This window comes from Sulfitobacter sp. S223, from assembly GCF_025143825.1.
GTDB lineage: Bacteria > Pseudomonadota > Alphaproteobacteria > Rhodobacterales > Rhodobacteraceae > Sulfitobacter.
On sequence record NZ_CP083560.1, the window covers coordinates 970,746 to 985,808 of the forward strand.

The following is a 15,063-nucleotide window of genomic DNA, read 5'->3' on the forward strand; positions in this document are numbered from 1 at the left end:
GAATACGAACCTGCGCAAGAGGGGGCTGCGTGCCTCAGAACCCCACGCGCCAGCGGGGTTTGTCCGAGGCGGCAGGAGTAATCTGTGCCAAGCCGGATTGCTCCATCAGGCGGCGAGATTCCTCGGCCAGCAGTCGCTCTTCTGCGGCACCTTTGACGGGCACACGCCCCATCTCCAGAAACAGCGGCGCTGCAAGCGGCGTGACGCGGGGCAGTGTAATATGATCAATCCGCCCCCGAGTACGCGCCAACATTTCTTCGATGCGGCCAAAGTCCACCAGCCCGCGCATCGCCTCTTCTCGCGTGATGTCGAGCATCAGGTGATCAGGATCATATTTGCTTAGCGTGTCATAAAGGATATCCGAGCTGAACGTCGCTTGTCGTCCGGATTTGCGTGCTTGTGGGCTGTTTCGCTCAATCAGGCCCGCAATGGTTGCGCTGGCCCGGAAGGTGCGTTTCATGACGGCATTCCCGGCCAGCCATGTTTCCATGCCTTCGTTTATCGCAGTGGAGTCCAGCAGGGGGGCAGGGTCAGTGACGGGATCAAGGCTCCAGATCAGGGTCGCGTAGTCTGTGGCAACAAAACCGAGGGGGCTGAGGCCCAATTCTTCCATCCGTTTGGTCAGCAGCAGGCCGAGCGTCTGTTGACCATTGCGCCCTGCAAACCCGTAAAAGACAGTCTGCTCCCGGCCATCATGCGGAAAGCTTTCGATCAGTAGGCGGCCGGGCTGGGGTAGCTGGCTGTGGGTGCGTTGAAGCTCTAGCCATTGGGCCGTATGCGCAGGTAGTTCTGGCCAGCTTTCTTGGGTGAACAGGCGCTGGACCCGTGCGCTGAGCTGGGTTGAGGTCGCGAATTTTGTCCCCATGAAGGTGGCGATCTTGGGCTTTTTGGCGCTGTCGCGTGAAACCTCTACGGTCATTTCGCGCAGGCCTTCGTATTTCACGATTTGCCCGCCAATCAGAAACGTATCCCCCGGCGTGAGGGTCGCGGCAAAGCCTTCTTCGATCTCGCCCAACGGCTTGCCGCCGCGGTTGCGCTTCATACGGACCTTAAGGGTGTCCGTGTCTTGAATTGTGCCGATATTCATGCGGATGGCGCGTGCTGAACGCGGGTCGCGCAATTGCCACTGCCCGTCGGGTCGCTGGATCAACCGTTGCCACCGGTCATATCCGCGCAAGGCGTAGCCGCCTGTCGCGCAGAAATCGAGGCAGGCGTCAAACTGCGTGCGGGTGAGGGCGCTATAGGCGCCGGCGGAGGTAACTTCGCGGAAAAGCGCATCTGCGTCAAAAGGGCCGGCGCAGGCCGTGATCAGGATGTGTTGGCACAGAACATCACGGGGACCTGCGCCGCGCGGGTCACCGTCCAGTTCTCCTTCCAGCACTGCTTCAAGTGCGGCCAAACATTCGACCACCTCAAAGCGGTTGGCAGGCACGAGCAACGCTTTGGAGGGCGCATTGTAGCGGTGATTGGCGCGCCCGATTCTTTGGACGAGCCTCTTAACGTTCTTGGGCGCTCCGATCTGGATCACCAGATCGACATCCCCCCAGTCGATGCCAAGGTCGAGACTGCCGGTGCAGACAATCGCGCGCAACTCTCCGCGCACCATTGCGCCTTCAACACGCGCGCGTTGTTCACGGTCAAGGCTGCCGTGATGGATTCCGATTGGCAGGCTCTCGTCATTGGCGAGCCAGAGGTTGTGAAAGAAGATTTCGGCCTGCGCGCGGGTGTTGTGGAAGATGAGAGTGGTTTTGTGCTGTTTGACCTGTTCCAACACGGCGGGAATTGAATAAGCCGCGCCACCGCCGGACCAAGGCGGCGCTTCTTGCGTGCGCAGCATCTGAATGTCAGGGGCCGGGCCCGGATCGGCAAGCAATATCTCGCAGGGGTCGGGGTGGTGGGCCATAAGATGCGCGATGGCAGCAGGATCATCAACGGTGGCTGATAGGCCAACTCTTTTGAGATCCGGACAGATGGCATTGAGCCGCGCCAGCGCGAGCATCATCTGATCCCCGCGTTTGGATTCTGCAAGCGCATGAATTTCGTCGATCACGACGCGCTTGAGGCCCCTGAACATGCGCGGCGCATCCTCGTAGCTGACAAGCAGGGCCAGGCTTTCGGGCGTAGTAAGAAAGATATGAGGTGGATCGGCGCGCTGGCGCTTGCGCGCGTTGGCAGTGGTGTCTCCTGTGCGTTCTTCGATCCGGATGGGCAGCTCCATTTCGGCTACGGGCGTGGTCAGGTTGCGCTTTATGTCTGCGGCCAGTGCTTTGAGCGGCGAGATGTAGAGCGTGTGCATCCCTTCGTGATCGCCCTCGGCCAGATCAATAAGGGTGGGCAGGAAGCCCGATAGGGTTTTGCCGCCGCCTGTAGGGGCGATCAACAACAAAGCAGGCGCATCTGCGCGCTCCAGCATGTCTTGCTGGTGGGGATGGATCGACCAGCCTTTTGTGGCGAACCATTGTTGGAATTTTGGGGGCAAGGATTGCATGGTGTGCAAGATAGCACCGGAGTGCATTGCGGCCAGCCCCTCTCGCGGTCCAATCGTCAGAGTTTTTGTGCCCTACCGAAATGCGATGCCGGATCAGCGGCGGGGTTTTAGTGCCGCAATGCTGCGCTGTACGGTTTCGGGCAGGGAGGTATCCGCGTTCTCGGGGGCCGCGTCCAAGGCACTTGCGATATCCTTGACCAGAATGGCGATGGTATTGTCAGGAGCATGTCCATCGCGGGAAAATTCGATGCTGTTAAAGCCCGATGCGAACCAGTTTTGTCCGGACGAGGTGTGGATCAGGTCAAGCAGGGCGCTGATCTCGAGGCCGGCGTCGTCGGCCCAATCAAGCACCAGACGGGTCATGGCGGTATTGGACGCAGCCAGCAGATTGTTAAGAACCTTGGCCTGCATACCTGCACCGAATTCTCCCATCCGGTGAAAATGTTTGCCCATCGCGCTGAAAAGGGGTTGAGCCGCGTCAAGATCGCTCTCGTCGCCGCCAAGCATGAAGCTGAGGCGCGCCTCCTGGGCGGCGATTTGGGCACCGGACATGGGTGCGTCAATTAGGGATATATGTGACGGTATACGGGCACGCAGGTCGCGGACGTAGCGCGGTGACAGGGTGGAGCAGATGATGATCCGGATGAGGCTGGGAATAGCCGTAAGGTTCTGTTCGCCGAACAGCACAGCTTCGGTTTGATCGATGTCACGTACCACGGTGATAAGCGTGTCGAGATCTTCTGAAAATACGGCAATATCATCGGTGATATGGGGGCTGTCCATAGGGACAACATCATAGCCCCGTGCCGGTAGACCCGCCGCGCGTAGAGCTCTGAGCATCGGTGCGCCCATTCGGCCGCACCCTGCAACACCTGTCAGTGACCGCATGGCATCATTTCACGATGTGCTCGTCTTTGACGAACATGTTTGCCCAGGCGCGGTCCATTAATTCGGGGCTCATCTGGTAGGGGATGCCTTCAAATTCGCAGATCGCGATGATCTGGTCGATCAGGAAGATCGGCTGATAGTTGGCGTAGACGTTGTCGATTGTAGGGTATTTGTTCTTCAGCAGATGGATAAGTGTGGCTTCGTCCAGCGGCATTTTGCGTTTCTTGGCAACCATGGCAAAGATTTTGAGGAAGTTTGCCTGATCCGGTCCGTCAATTTTGATCTTGAAGAAAATACGACGCAAGGCCGCTTGGTCAAAGATCTCGTTCGGGTGGAAGTTGGTGGAAAAGATCACCAGCGTGTCAAAGGGGACTTCGAATTTCTCGCCCGATTGCAGGGCGAGAATGTCCTTGCTCTCTTCGAGGGGAACAATCCAGCGGTTGACCAAAGACTGAGGCGATTCAGCCTGACGACCAAGGTCATCCACAATGAAAATGCCGCCGGTTGATTTGAGCTGCAAGGGTGCCTGATAGGTGCGTGCGGTTGGGTTGTAGACCAGATCAAGCATGCTGATCGTCAATTCACCGCCTGTAATCACGGTGGGTCGTTCGCAGCAGACATAGCGGGCGTCAAAGCGCGTGACGCGGCGCAGCGATGTCGGGTCCTGCTCGGCAGAGGCGACTTCGTTATGCACAATCGGGTCAAACACCGTGATAACCTGCGAGGCATATTCGATTGCGCGCGGCACATAGACCTGATCGCCCAAAGCATCACGGATACCGTTCGAGATAGAGGATTTACCGTTGCCGGGCGGGCCGTACATCAGAATGGAACGACCTGCAGAAACGGCCGGGCCGAGGTTGTCCAAAAGATCATCCGGCAATACCAGATGGCCCATCGCCCCGGTCAGCTGCGCGCGGGTGATCTGCATATTGCGGACCGACTGGCGTTTGACCTGTTCTTTGTAAACATCAAGCGGGACAGGCATAGGGCCGAAGTATTCAGACTGCGCAAGGGCATCAAGTGCGCGCGCCTTGCCGCCGTCGGTCAGTTGGTAACCCATTTCGTTGCCGTTCTGCGCGTTAAGCGTGCCTGTCGCTTCGATCAGGCGCTGGGTACGACACATATCGACCAGCTCTTGCACAACGGGGATTGGTAGGCAGACAGCCTTTGAAAGGTCACTTACAAGATCAAGGTTCTTGCGGAAGATCGTCTTGATCAGAATGTCACGCATCATGACGATGGGCAGACGCATGTCTGTCAATGTCTTAGGTGGCGGTGGTGCCATGACGGCGGTGTTCGGGGCGTTCATACTGCTATGTCCCTCTGATTTACCCGGGCTTTTGAAATGCCTTACGGGACAAAAATGGCGTTATTCAGGCACCATAAAGGAGGCCAAGGACCAGATAGATAATAAGTGTGGCACCAAGGGCGAGGCCCATTGGAAATTTCTTGCCCTGATGCCAGCTTTCCCAATGGGGCGCGAGCTGGCGCAGAGAGGTCATGCGGATGCCGCGATGGGTGACGACTGCGGCTACCAGTGTGGCCATAAACAGCCAGGTCAGCAGGTTGAGATCGCCCAAATCGATAAAGGGCGCTGCGGCTGCGATGAATTTGCTATCCCCTGCGCCCATCAGCCCTGCGGCATTAAGCAACATCCCGACGATCAGGACGATCACAAGGCTCAGCAATCGCCACAAGTAGGTATCGAACGGCAGGACGATCAATCCAGTAACCAGGAAAATACCAACCAGCGCGAGGTTTGCCTTGTTGGTGATCTTCATTCGCGACAGGTCAGTGTACATCACATAGAGGCACACAGGCAGGACGAATGGCAGATACCACGCAGCGGCGTAGCTTGTGATCGTCATTGTTTAAGCTTCAAGGGCAGCAAGTGAACGTGACGCTGCCTCGAAATGTTGTGGGTGGGTCTCTATGGCTTCGCGCAGCAGGCCTTTGCCTGTCTCCACATCACCCTGCTTGATCGCAGAAAGCGCCATAGTGTGCAGCAGTTGCGCGCGCTCTGTCTGGTCCATGGGGACAACCGGTAGGTTGTAGTTGCGCTGAGCCCCCCGCGCGAGGACAAGATTGTTCTTGGCTGTAAACAGCGTTCCATCCTGAGTAACCGCGCTGGTGAACAGACGCTCTGCGTCTTTGTAATCACCGCGCGTAAGCTTTGAATAGCCCCAGTTGTTTAGTACCGGCGCAGGCGAAGTGGTCAGCCCTGCTGAAATTTCATAAAAGCTATCGGCTTTTTTCCATTGCTTTTTGCTGTCAGCAACAATCGCTTCAAGGCGGTAGCGCTTGAATGTTTCATGGGTGGGGGGGATCGCTGTCAGGGTTTTCTCGGCATTGGCCCAGTCACCAGCACGGATCAAGGCATCGGCGAGTTCAACGCGGTCATCATCAGTAGCCCCGGTAAGAGCGACGGTGCGCTGCCATGCGGCGGCACCTTCATCGTGGCGCTTGGCACGGATTAGTGATTGCGAAAGGCCACGGTTGAATTCGATATTATCAGGCTGTTCTTTGACGATGCGTTGGAAGTATGTCACCGCCTCGTTCGGGTCAGCGACTGTCAGCATCACATCATTCAGATTTGCATCATCAATGACGTTTACGTCCTGAAAGGCACGCTCAACGGTCTCATCCGCGCTCTTTTCAGAGCAGGCTGCCAAAACGGTTGCCCCTACCAAAAGGGCGCTCAAAACGGAGGTGTGGCGCATTTTGCGTCCTTTACTGCTTCTGCCTCATGCGGTGCCCCAGTGCGGGATTTGCGATGCCATGCCTATTTTTAGGTCACAGCCCCGAACGGATCAGATAATCAGCCGATCCACGGCGCACCAATTTATATTCATTCAAGTTATCCGAAAACGTACCAGAATTCTCTGTTTTTTCGAGTGCTAAACGTAGATTGTCACGAATTGAGACACTTTCGCCATTGTCCAGCGCAAAAGCCTTGCGGAATACCTGTGTGGCATCGGCATTTTTGCCACGCTCCATCAGGACAACACCAAGATTATTCCATATTTCGGGTTGGGTTGCGTCACGTTCAACCGCTCGGCGCAGCAGGGTTTCAGCCTGTCCCAAACGTCCCAATCCCAGATTGGCTGTGCCCAGACCGGACAGGATTTCGGCATCTACGGTCCCGCGATCAATGGCGGCGCGGTTGAAAGACCGGATTGCCAACTCATACTGGCCGGAGGCTACAAGGCGGTGACCTACTTCCAGATTGTCCGCACCATCGGCGCGCAAATCAACGCCAGGTGCATCCAGCGCGCTCTTTTTCGGTCCGAACAAAGACGTGCCAAAGCCGCCTGAAGAACAGGCGGCCAAAGCAAGAGACAGGATCAGAAGGGCGATCGTGCGCCACAACCGTGATATCATTAATTCGCTCCAGGAGCACCCAATTCGCCCATTTTCGAGATACCCATGACCGAAGGACCAACAAGAATGACCAGCAGCGGTGGGACCGTGAACATCATTGTGGCAAGTGTCATCTTGGTTGGCAACTTGTTTGCGGCCTCTTCGGCGCGCATTACGCGTTTGTCCCGCATCTCTTCTGCGTAGACCCGCAAGGCATCAGCGATGGATGTACCGAAAGCGGCAGATTGAACCAGCACGGTTACGAACGATGACACGTCCTGTACGCCGCAGCGCGTGCCCATGTCGTTCAGCACGTTCACCTTGTCTTTACCGGCTTTCATCTCATGCGCGACGACTTCGAATTCATCGGCAAGCGCGGCATAGGATGCACGCAGTTCACGGGCGACACGTACAATACATTGGTCCAGTGATTGACCCGCTTCCACGCAGACCAGCATCATGTCCAATGCATCCGGGAAACCGCGTTCAATCTCTTCTTTGCGGGCAGCGACACGGCGCGTGACCCAATATTTCGGCAGCCAGTATCCCATGCCGCCGGGCCCAAGGGTCCACATGACGGTTTTCTGTGTGCTCATATCGCCTTCGACGATGATATTTGTGTAAACCACGCCAATCAGCAGGCCCAGCAAACCCAGAGACATCTGCGCGAAATAGAACATGCGCACCGCATCACGTGACTGATAGCCCGCCTGACGCAATTCAAGCTGCTTCTGGCTAAGTTCTTTGTCGTCTGACGGCTCAAGGAAGGTCGCGAATTTTTCAAGCTGGGCGTTGCCGTCCTTTTGACGCAAGGCTTGGACCTGATCATTGGCCCCCTTGCCACCGCCTTTTTGCTGACGCTTGAGCTTGTCGAGAGGGTCTTCCGGCTGGTTCATCATCATAGCAACCGTCGCTAAGACGAGGATGGTCCCGATCACACCGAGGATGATGATCATCCCGAAGGGACCCATCACGTCACCGATTGCTGTATTGATGGTACTGAGCATGACTGCCCCCTTAAACTTTGATGTTGGTGAGCACGCGCATCACCAGAAGGTTAATGCCAAGGAATATCCCGACGAAGAAGCAAGCCGGAATGAAGTATGGCGTTTCCTTGACCTCGTCATAATAGTTCGGCTTCGTCACGTTGATCGCGATCAGCGCGAGGATCGGGAAGGCGGACAGAAATTTGCCAGACCATTTTGCTTCGGCTGTGATCGCTTTCACTTTCCGGAACAGACGGAAACGTGCGCGGATAACCTTGGCCAGACCGGCCAGAATTTCTGCAAGGTTACCGCCTGATTGCTGCTGGATCGTCACAGCCACGGCGAGGAAGCGCAAATCCTGCATGTCCAAGCGTTCAGCCATGTCCTTCAGCGCTTCGCCTACGTCACGGCCATAGGCCGCTTCGTCAGCGATTACACCAAATTCTGATGCCAGCGGATCCTGGATTTCCTTTGAGACAATCGAAATTGCGTTGGTAAAGGGGTGACCCACACGCAAGGAGCGCACCATCAGTTCAACCGCGTCAGGCAACTGTTCTTCGATCAGACCCATCCGTTTGCCGGCTTTCATGGAAATCCACAGAAAAACGCCACCGATGCCCATGCCGATAGACATCACAAGCCGGACAAGAGGATCAGTGGCTGTGCCGACTGTCAGCCCCATAAAGATAATGGCTGAAGCCGCTGCCATGACCAAAAGCAATTGTTGTGGCGTAAAGGCGATTGCGGCTTTTTGAGCCTTTTCGGAAAGCAAAGAGTAAAGCGGGATAGAGCGCGCTTTCATGTGTTGCTGCATTTCCTTGCGCAGCTTATCCAGCACTTCTTCGCGGCGTTGGCCCTTTTCCAGCATCTCAAGGCGACGGTTCACCCTGCTGTTCAGCGAAATGGATTTACCGAACGCCACCAGATAGAGGCCTTCGACGAGCACCAGTACACCGATAAAGATCAGCCCGTAGATGATTGGTTCTGCACTCATGACCTTGGTCCTTATTGCGCCTGAGGCGCATCGTGTTAGCGCGCCTGAGGCGCATCGTGTTGGTGCGCCAACGGCGCTTGATGTTATTGGGCCGCGATGGGCTCATAGATGGATGACGGCAGATCATAACCCCACATCCGGAAACGTTCAGCGTAGTGGCTGCGCACGCCTGTGGCTGTGAAGTGGCCGATAATCTTGTTCTCGGGGGTCAGGCCGACGCGCTGGTAGCGGAAAATTTCCTGCATCGAGATAACATCGCCCTCCATCCCCGTGATTTCGGTGATCGACGTCATGCGGCGCGAACCATCTTGCAGACGTGAAGCCTGCACAATCAGGTTCACAGCGCTGGAGATCTGGGAACGCACCGCTTTCAAGGGCATTTCGATGCCGGCCATGGCGATCATGTTCTCAAGACGTGACACGCCGTCCCGGGCAGAGTTTGCGTGGATCGTGGTCATGGAACCATCATGGCCCGTGTTCATAGCCTGAAGCATGTCGATAACTTCTTCGCCACGCGTCTCACCCACGATGATACGGTCCGGACGCATACGCAGAGCGTTTTTCAGACAGTCGCGGGGGGAAACCTCGCCTTTGCCTTCCACGTTTGGCGGGCGGGATTCCATCCTGCCCACGTGTGTCTGTTGCAGTTGAAGTTCGGCCGTATCCTCGATCGTCAGGATGCGTTCGGCGTTGTCGATGAACGATGACAGCGCGTTCAGCGTGGTCGTTTTACCAGAACCTGTACCGCCGGAAACGATCACATTCAAACGGGTGGCAACGGCGGCTTGCAGATATGCAGCCATCTCTTCGGTGAAGGCGCCGAATTGCACCAGATCATCGATGCCAAGCTTGTCTTTCTTAAACTTACGAATGGAAACCAGACTACCGTCCACCGCAACTGGCGGCACCATCGCGTTAAATCGCGAGCCATCTTTGAGACGCGCATCGACGTAAGGGTTGCTTTCATCTACGCGGCGACCAACGGCTGAAACGATTTTGTCGATGATGCGCAGCAAGTGACGCTCATCCTTGAACGTAACATCCGTCAGCTCCAGCTTACCTGAGCGTTCTACGAAAATCTGCTGCGGTCCGTTTACCAGAATATCGTTTACTGTGTCGTCTTTTAGCAACGTCTCAAGCGGGCCAAGGCCGGTCACTTCGTCATAAAGCTCGGAGTTGAGCGTCATACGGTCTTCACGGCCCAGCACGATCGACTTTTCGCCAAGATATTCGGCCGAGATCGAATTGATCTCCTGGCGCAGGTCCGCTTCAGAGGCGTGTTCAAGAGCTGAAAGGTTCAAATTGTCGAGGAGAACGCGGTGAAGTTCGAGCTTGATGTCGCCCATCCGCTGCTTGCGCTTTACCTCCTTGTCTACCGGAGCCGCAGCCGCCGGCTGCGATGCACGGCGCATGGAGGCCGATGCAGCGGCTTCTTTTTTGGCTGTCTCAATTGCGGTTACCGAGGCTGCTGGGGCAGGGGCGGCTTCCGGCTTTTTATATTTGGAGAACATTTCAGTATGCTTTCTTTGCTCGGAACTCAGGCCGCCGCGGCATCATTGTCGCGCAGGTTGTGCAGGGACGCTGCCAGCTTCGCGATTTCTTTTCGAAGCGGGCTCTTGGGCGTGGACGTGGCCAGCGGCATGCCGTGGTCATTTGCTTGCGTGATTGGTTTGCCACCATCAGGCAGCTGTAGATCGATACTGATTTCAAGGCTCTCGGCCATCCGCTTGACCCGGCTCTTGGCATTGAGATCGGTAAATTTGGGGGCGCGGTTCAACACATAGCGCAGTTTTTCAACAGGCAGCTCTTCGGACTGCAACGCACGTTTGAAGCGCAGCGTGTTCTGGGCCGATCGCATGTCCAGCTCAAGCATAGCGAAATAGATATGGGCGCAGGTCAGAACCCTTTCGGACCACTGAACAAGCGTCGAAGGCATGTCGATGATTACATAGTCAAATTGGTTCCGCGCCATATCCAGAACCCGACCGACGTCTTCGGAAGTGATCAGGTCCAGTGGCAACATGTCAGAAGGGGCGGTTAAAACCTGTAATTTGTCTTCATAGCTTACCAGCGCCTGACCGAAGATTTCTTCGTCCATGGATTCGGTGTCCGACAGCATTTCATAGACCACTTCGCGGCGCGGCAAATCAAGATATGTAGAGGCCGAGCCAAACTGCAAATCCAAATCCAGCAGGCAGACGGAAGGGCTGTCAGTTTTGCTAAGATTGGCGAGCTCCCAAGCCAGATTGACTGCCAACGTGGTAGAGCCTGTGCCACCGGCCAGGCCGTGAACAACAATGACAGCACCATCTTTTTGGGCGCCTGCGCGTAACGGTGAGGACGAAGCAGCCTCAACCGGAGCGGGGGCAGGGGTGCGGATCCGCTCGATGGCCTGCGCCAATTCACCCTCGGGCAGCGGATAGGGTACAAATTCATCGGCGCCCTGCCGCAATAGGGAGTGGAGCGCCGCAGGTGTGACATCCTCAGCGATCAGGATCACCTTGATATCGCGTTTTTTGGCTTGAAGGATGATTTCGGACATCATGGGCAGATTGTCTTCGTCTGCGTCATCCAGCGCGAGGGCGATGAACTCCATGCCCTTTGCTTCGGGTTGCCCGAAGAACGACAGAGCCTCGGCAAAACCCAGATCCCCCCAGCTTTCGCCAAGTACACTCTCCATGTCTTCGATCAGCAGATCGAAGTTTTGCACATCACGGCTGACCGTGCACGCAAGGATCATATCCTGTTCTGGTTGCGGCATTACGCTGCTCATTGCCTTCATTCCTTCTATCAAAGGGCATTCTGCCCGGTCTGACGGGCCCGAAAGGCACTGTGTCGGACCACGCCAGCCCCCCGCCAGACATTTTGCCCGGACAGAGTTTTCTTGTTGAGGAATTCATCGCAGTGAAGTTGGGCAGGATTGGGGCCGAAAAGCTGCGATTGTTGGGTATCTTGAAACGATCACGGGCTTAGCGCGGGATTGACCCGTCAGCCAACGCGGGGGACAAAATGGAAAAACCGCCCCTGAAGGGCGGCTTTGTAAGTAATTTCAGTTATTTAGTTTGTGCCGAGTGTTCCGACGCCCTGCGTAGACAGCGTAGCGCTGGCGACCGCGCTTGCGACATAGTCGCGGTAAATGATCTGCGCGTATTTCCCGTCCAAAACGGTAGGGTGACGCGATACAAAACCGCTCACTTCTGTCACCGTCCGGCGATTGCGGCGTTCGCGACCCTGAGTCACGACCAGAGGTTGTGTTTCTCCGAAGGAAACAACGGCTTCAAGACGGCTGGAGCTGATCCCGAGCGTAGAAAGGTAGCGGACAACTGCATTCGCGCGGCGTTGGCCGAGGGCCTTGTTCGAACGATTTGAACCGACAGCGTCAGTATGCCCATATACGCGGAAGCGGATTTCTGGGAACTGGCGGATCCAATCAGCTTGCTTGCGCAGGATCGCTTGCGCGCCCGGCTCCAGCTGTGAGGAGTTGAACGCGAAGTTCACCGTGCTGTCCACTTCGGTCGAGAAACGCTTGGCAAGATCGAAGGTATATTGACGCTCTCCGGTCATGACCAAGCGGTTGTTCAGCGTCGCTTCGCCAAAACTGCCGGTATCCACCAGTGAGCCTGCTTCGGAATAAAACTGAGTATAGACCACATCCGAGCTCGGGGCGCAGGCACCAAGGCCCAAAACCGCTGACAGTAGGCTGCCCGTAATGATATTCCGATGGGTCATGCGTTGCATTAGCTTAATCCAGTACATAGCCATAAGACCCGGTAAAGTCCTGCTTGGCAACCTCGCCTGCAGCGCCCTTGCTAGGAGTGCGCGTACCTGCGGCTGTGCGGCCGTGAAGGAATAGGTCTTGTTCGGTGGGTGGTTTGATGCGGTCAGTCGGCAGTGCCAAGGCTTCGCCGCGTGTCGGCGTGACAAGATGTGCGCTGATGATAATCACCAATTCCGTCTGGCTTCGCTGGTAGTTGGCAGAGCGGAAAAGCGCGCCAAGCACCGGCACATCGCCGATCCAAGGTAATTGGGAAGAGTTGTCTGTGAAATCATCCTGTAGCAGACCGGCAATCGCGAAACTTTCGCCATCGCGCATCTCGACCGTGGTCGAAGTTTCGCGACGTGAGAAGGCAGAAACCGAGAAGCCGCCGTCAAGGGTGATCCCGTTGGCCGGGTCAATCGCAGAGACTGCTGCCTTGAGTTCGAGGTTGATCAGATCTTTGTCCACAACACGGGGAATGAATGCAAGTTCTACACCGAAGGGCTTGAATTCAATGGAGGTTCTGCCGTCCGATTGGGATACTGGGATCGGGTATTCGCCACCGGCGAGGAACTTCGCCTCTTGACCGGAAAGTGCAACAAGGTTGGGTTCTGCGAGGAACCGAACAACGCCTTTTTGCTCAAGCGCTTCAAGTAGAATGCCCACTTGCGTCGAACCGGCATTAAAGCCGAACAGGATCGCGCCAGTGTTTGTGTTTGCGTCGGGCAGGGACCCTGCGATCGCTGCTGTGCTCCCACCGTTGGTGGTCAAGCCACCAGTACCGGCACGCACACCCAAGTCGCTCCCGATGCCACCACTAAGAGACAGCGAAGAGCTAAGAGATTTTGAAACCGAACGCTGCATCTCTGCAAAACGTACCTTTAGCATGACTTGCTGAATGCCGCCCACGCTCATCAGGTTCGATACGCGTTCGGGAGCATAGCGTTCTGCGAGCTCAAGTGCGCGCTGGAGCTTTTGGGCTGATGTCACAACACCTGACAGAACAATGCCGTCATTGGCGGAGCGTACTTCAATACGTTCGCCGGGCAAGATTTGCCGCAGACGTTCTTTGAATTCAGACAAGTCAGGCGTCACGACCACATCGACATTTGTGATCAAGCGGCCTGCTGCATCAAAAAGCGTCAGGGTTGTTGTGCCAGGCGCTTTGCCAAGAACATAAATGGTGCGATCCGACAGCGAGGAGAGGTCCGCAATGCCTGGGTTGGCAATGCTTAACTCTGCAAATGGCGTATCGCTTTCTACAACAATCGCACGGTTGAGCGGCACCTGCAGCCTGGTGCTGGTACCACTTTTCACTACGCGCAGGTTATCTGCGTTGACCACCGTGGGGGCGGTCACTGCAAATGCGGATACGCTGAGTGTCAGCCCGAGAAGAGCTGCCTTCAGAAATCTATCGATTTTCATGTGACCTGCCTTTTTGATCACGCCTCAAAATAGGGTCTTTTTGCCCGTCGTTTGGATAACTCTGCGGCAATTCGGATTTTATTGCAAGAATCAATGCACTCCGAGGGGTAATTGTTGTGGATAAATGGCAACAGAGCCGCAAAGCACAACGCCGCCCCCAAAAGGGAACGGCGTCATAAATAGCTATATAATTAGGGGGTCGGCAGTGATTTTTGCGCCTTAGTTGGTGCACGGGATTGGCAGGTTAACAACTTCGGCTCCGCGACGTGTACGGATGGTGCAAACCCTTTCCTGAGCCGCAGCGGGTGCTTCAATTTGCTCTTCGATGCCAAGCAGGTCCTTCTGATTGACCTCGATATTCTGCGCAATCTCGAGGTCATCGCCAACGCCAACCAGCGAAAGTGACAAGCGACCGGTGGACTGGGCCTGCGCCAGCGCGGCGACCTGGTTCGGGCTGACTGCAACTGTTACAGTACGTGCGATCTGCGCGCCTTCTACGTCACCGGAGCTTTGATCGACTGCGATCAGCGGCACTGTTTTTTCGATCAGCTTGGTCACTTCCAAACGGTCTTGGCCTCCGCCAACGCGGCCAGTCCAATAGACATCCACACGGTCACCGGGGCGCAGGAAGCCTGATACGCCGGATGATACGTCGACCCGGATTGCAAAGGCACGCATGCCACGTTCAAGCCGTGACGTAAGGCCGGCATCTTCGCCTGGCTTTGTTACCTTTATCTCCAGCAGTGCTTCGTCCTTTTCAATAGGGCGCAGCACAACGCGGGGCAGGTCGGTGTTGTCGGGAAAGATGACGGCCAGATCATCAAAATGGCCTTCGGGAAGGGCCGCAACAGGGAAGTCTACCGCCCGTACGTCGTCCTTACCGAGTTTTTCGCCATACTTCAGAGCGCGGTTCACAACAAAGATGCTCTTTGTCGGAACAATTTGGGATTTCGCGGCTTCTGCACGCGCAATGGCAGTTTTGTATTGGCCAATCTGGCCCTTTGCGAGATACACCGCGCCGCCAGCCAACGCGATGCCGACCAGCAGCACGAGTCCAAAGATCATACGCATTTTGTGTTCCTCTTTCGATTAGGGTGGTTGAAAAGCTCTCCGGAAGTTTCCGGTATGCCTTACGTTACCCTTGGATTGTGGCGGTATTGTA

General features: G+C 56.0%; 13 protein-coding genes. All 13 read right to left on the bottom strand.

Annotated elements, in window-relative coordinates; all coding sequences use genetic code 11:
- Positions 1-34 precede the first annotated feature (34 nt).
- Positions 35-2,488, bottom strand: a complete 2,454-nt coding sequence (locus K3757_RS04910; protein WP_260001185.1) for a ligase-associated DNA damage response DEXH box helicase — start codon at positions 2,486-2,488, stop codon at positions 35-37.
- Between the two features lie 93 nt (positions 2,489-2,581).
- The gene (locus tag K3757_RS04915; RefSeq protein WP_409202572.1) at positions 2,582-3,376 is read right to left on the bottom strand and encodes an NAD(P)-dependent oxidoreductase; all 795 of its coding nucleotides are present in this window, start codon (positions 3,374-3,376) and stop codon (positions 2,582-2,584) included.
- Between the two features lie 4 nt (positions 3,377-3,380).
- Positions 3,381-4,688, bottom strand: a complete 1,308-nt coding sequence (locus tag K3757_RS04920) for an ATPase (RefSeq protein WP_259999852.1) — start codon at positions 4,686-4,688, stop codon at positions 3,381-3,383.
- A gap of 64 nt (positions 4,689-4,752) precedes the next feature.
- Positions 4,753-5,247, bottom strand: coding sequence for a prepilin peptidase (locus K3757_RS04925; RefSeq protein ID WP_259999853.1), 495 nt, complete (start codon positions 5,245-5,247; stop codon positions 4,753-4,755).
- A 3-nt stretch (positions 5,248-5,250) separates the two neighbouring features.
- Positions 5,251-6,099 (bottom strand): lipopolysaccharide assembly protein LapB, encoded by an 849-nt coding sequence (locus tag K3757_RS04930; protein WP_259999854.1) that lies wholly within the window; start codon positions 6,097-6,099, stop codon positions 5,251-5,253.
- A gap of 73 nt (positions 6,100-6,172) precedes the next feature.
- Complete coding sequence (locus tag K3757_RS04935; protein WP_259999855.1) at positions 6,173-6,760, bottom strand: tetratricopeptide repeat protein; 588 nt, start codon at positions 6,758-6,760, stop codon at positions 6,173-6,175.
- Positions 6,760-7,746 (bottom strand): type II secretion system F family protein, encoded by a 987-nt coding sequence (locus tag K3757_RS04940; RefSeq protein ID WP_259999856.1) that lies wholly within the window; start codon positions 7,744-7,746, stop codon positions 6,760-6,762. The genes K3757_RS04935 and K3757_RS04940 overlap by 1 nt, the downstream gene beginning before the upstream one ends.
- A 10-nt stretch (positions 7,747-7,756) precedes the next feature.
- A complete protein-coding gene (locus K3757_RS04945) occupies positions 7,757-8,719 on the bottom strand; it encodes a type II secretion system F family protein (protein WP_259999857.1) in 963 nt (320 codons plus the stop codon).
- Between the two features lie 83 nt (positions 8,720-8,802).
- Entirely contained in the window at positions 8,803-10,230 is a 1,428-nt protein-coding gene (locus tag K3757_RS04950) for a CpaF family protein (RefSeq protein ID WP_259999858.1), read from the bottom strand.
- Positions 10,231-10,256: 26 nt separating this feature from the next.
- Positions 10,257-11,492 carry an AAA family ATPase gene (locus K3757_RS04955; protein WP_259999859.1) on the bottom strand — a complete coding sequence of 412 codons (1,236 nt, stop codon included), beginning with the start codon at positions 11,490-11,492 and terminating at the stop codon, positions 10,257-10,259.
- A gap of 284 nt (positions 11,493-11,776) precedes the next feature.
- Positions 11,777-12,448, bottom strand: a complete 672-nt coding sequence (locus K3757_RS04960; protein WP_260001186.1) for an OmpA family protein — start codon at positions 12,446-12,448, stop codon at positions 11,777-11,779.
- A gap of 13 nt (positions 12,449-12,461) precedes the next feature.
- Positions 12,462-13,901, bottom strand: coding sequence for a type II and III secretion system protein family protein (locus K3757_RS04965; RefSeq protein ID WP_259999860.1), 1,440 nt, complete (start codon positions 13,899-13,901; stop codon positions 12,462-12,464).
- Between the two features lie 219 nt (positions 13,902-14,120).
- A complete protein-coding gene (cpaB, locus tag K3757_RS04970) occupies positions 14,121-14,972 on the bottom strand; it encodes a Flp pilus assembly protein CpaB (RefSeq protein ID WP_259999861.1) in 852 nt (283 codons plus the stop codon).
- Positions 14,973-15,063 lie beyond the last annotated feature (91 nt).

What these genes read in the sequence shown, in the direction of transcription:
- K3757_RS04920 (WP_259999852.1), bottom strand. Translation starts at nt 4,688, where the DNA reads ATGAACGCCCCGAACACCGCCGTCATGGCACCACCGCCACCTAAGACA.
- K3757_RS04910 (WP_260001185.1), bottom strand. Translation starts at nt 2,488, where the DNA reads ATGCAATCCTTGCCCCCAAAATTCCAACAATGGTTCGCCACAAAAGGC.
- K3757_RS04930 (WP_259999854.1), bottom strand. Translation starts at nt 6,099, where the DNA reads ATGCGCCACACCTCCGTTTTGAGCGCCCTTTTGGTAGGGGCAACCGTT.
- cpaB (WP_259999861.1), bottom strand. Translation starts at nt 14,972, where the DNA reads ATGCGTATGATCTTTGGACTCGTGCTGCTGGTCGGCATCGCGTTGGCT.
- K3757_RS04935 (WP_259999855.1), bottom strand. Translation starts at nt 6,760, where the DNA reads ATGATATCACGGTTGTGGCGCACGATCGCCCTTCTGATCCTGTCTCTT.
- K3757_RS04940 (WP_259999856.1), bottom strand. Translation starts at nt 7,746, where the DNA reads ATGCTCAGTACCATCAATACAGCAATCGGTGACGTGATGGGTCCCTTC.
- K3757_RS04965 (WP_259999860.1), bottom strand. Translation starts at nt 13,901, where the DNA reads ATGAAAATCGATAGATTTCTGAAGGCAGCTCTTCTCGGGCTGACACTC.
- K3757_RS04945 (WP_259999857.1), bottom strand. Translation starts at nt 8,719, where the DNA reads ATGAGTGCAGAACCAATCATCTACGGGCTGATCTTTATCGGTGTACTG.
- K3757_RS04950 (WP_259999858.1), bottom strand. Translation starts at nt 10,230, where the DNA reads ATGTTCTCCAAATATAAAAAGCCGGAAGCCGCCCCTGCCCCAGCAGCC.
- K3757_RS04915 (WP_409202572.1), bottom strand. Translation starts at nt 3,376, where the DNA reads ATGCGGTCACTGACAGGTGTTGCAGGGTGCGGCCGAATGGGCGCACCG.
- K3757_RS04925 (WP_259999853.1), bottom strand. Translation starts at nt 5,247, where the DNA reads ATGACGATCACAAGCTACGCCGCTGCGTGGTATCTGCCATTCGTCCTG.
- K3757_RS04955 (WP_259999859.1), bottom strand. Translation starts at nt 11,492, where the DNA reads ATGAGCAGCGTAATGCCGCAACCAGAACAGGATATGATCCTTGCGTGC.
- K3757_RS04960 (WP_260001186.1), bottom strand. Translation starts at nt 12,448, where the DNA reads ATGACCCATCGGAATATCATTACGGGCAGCCTACTGTCAGCGGTTTTG.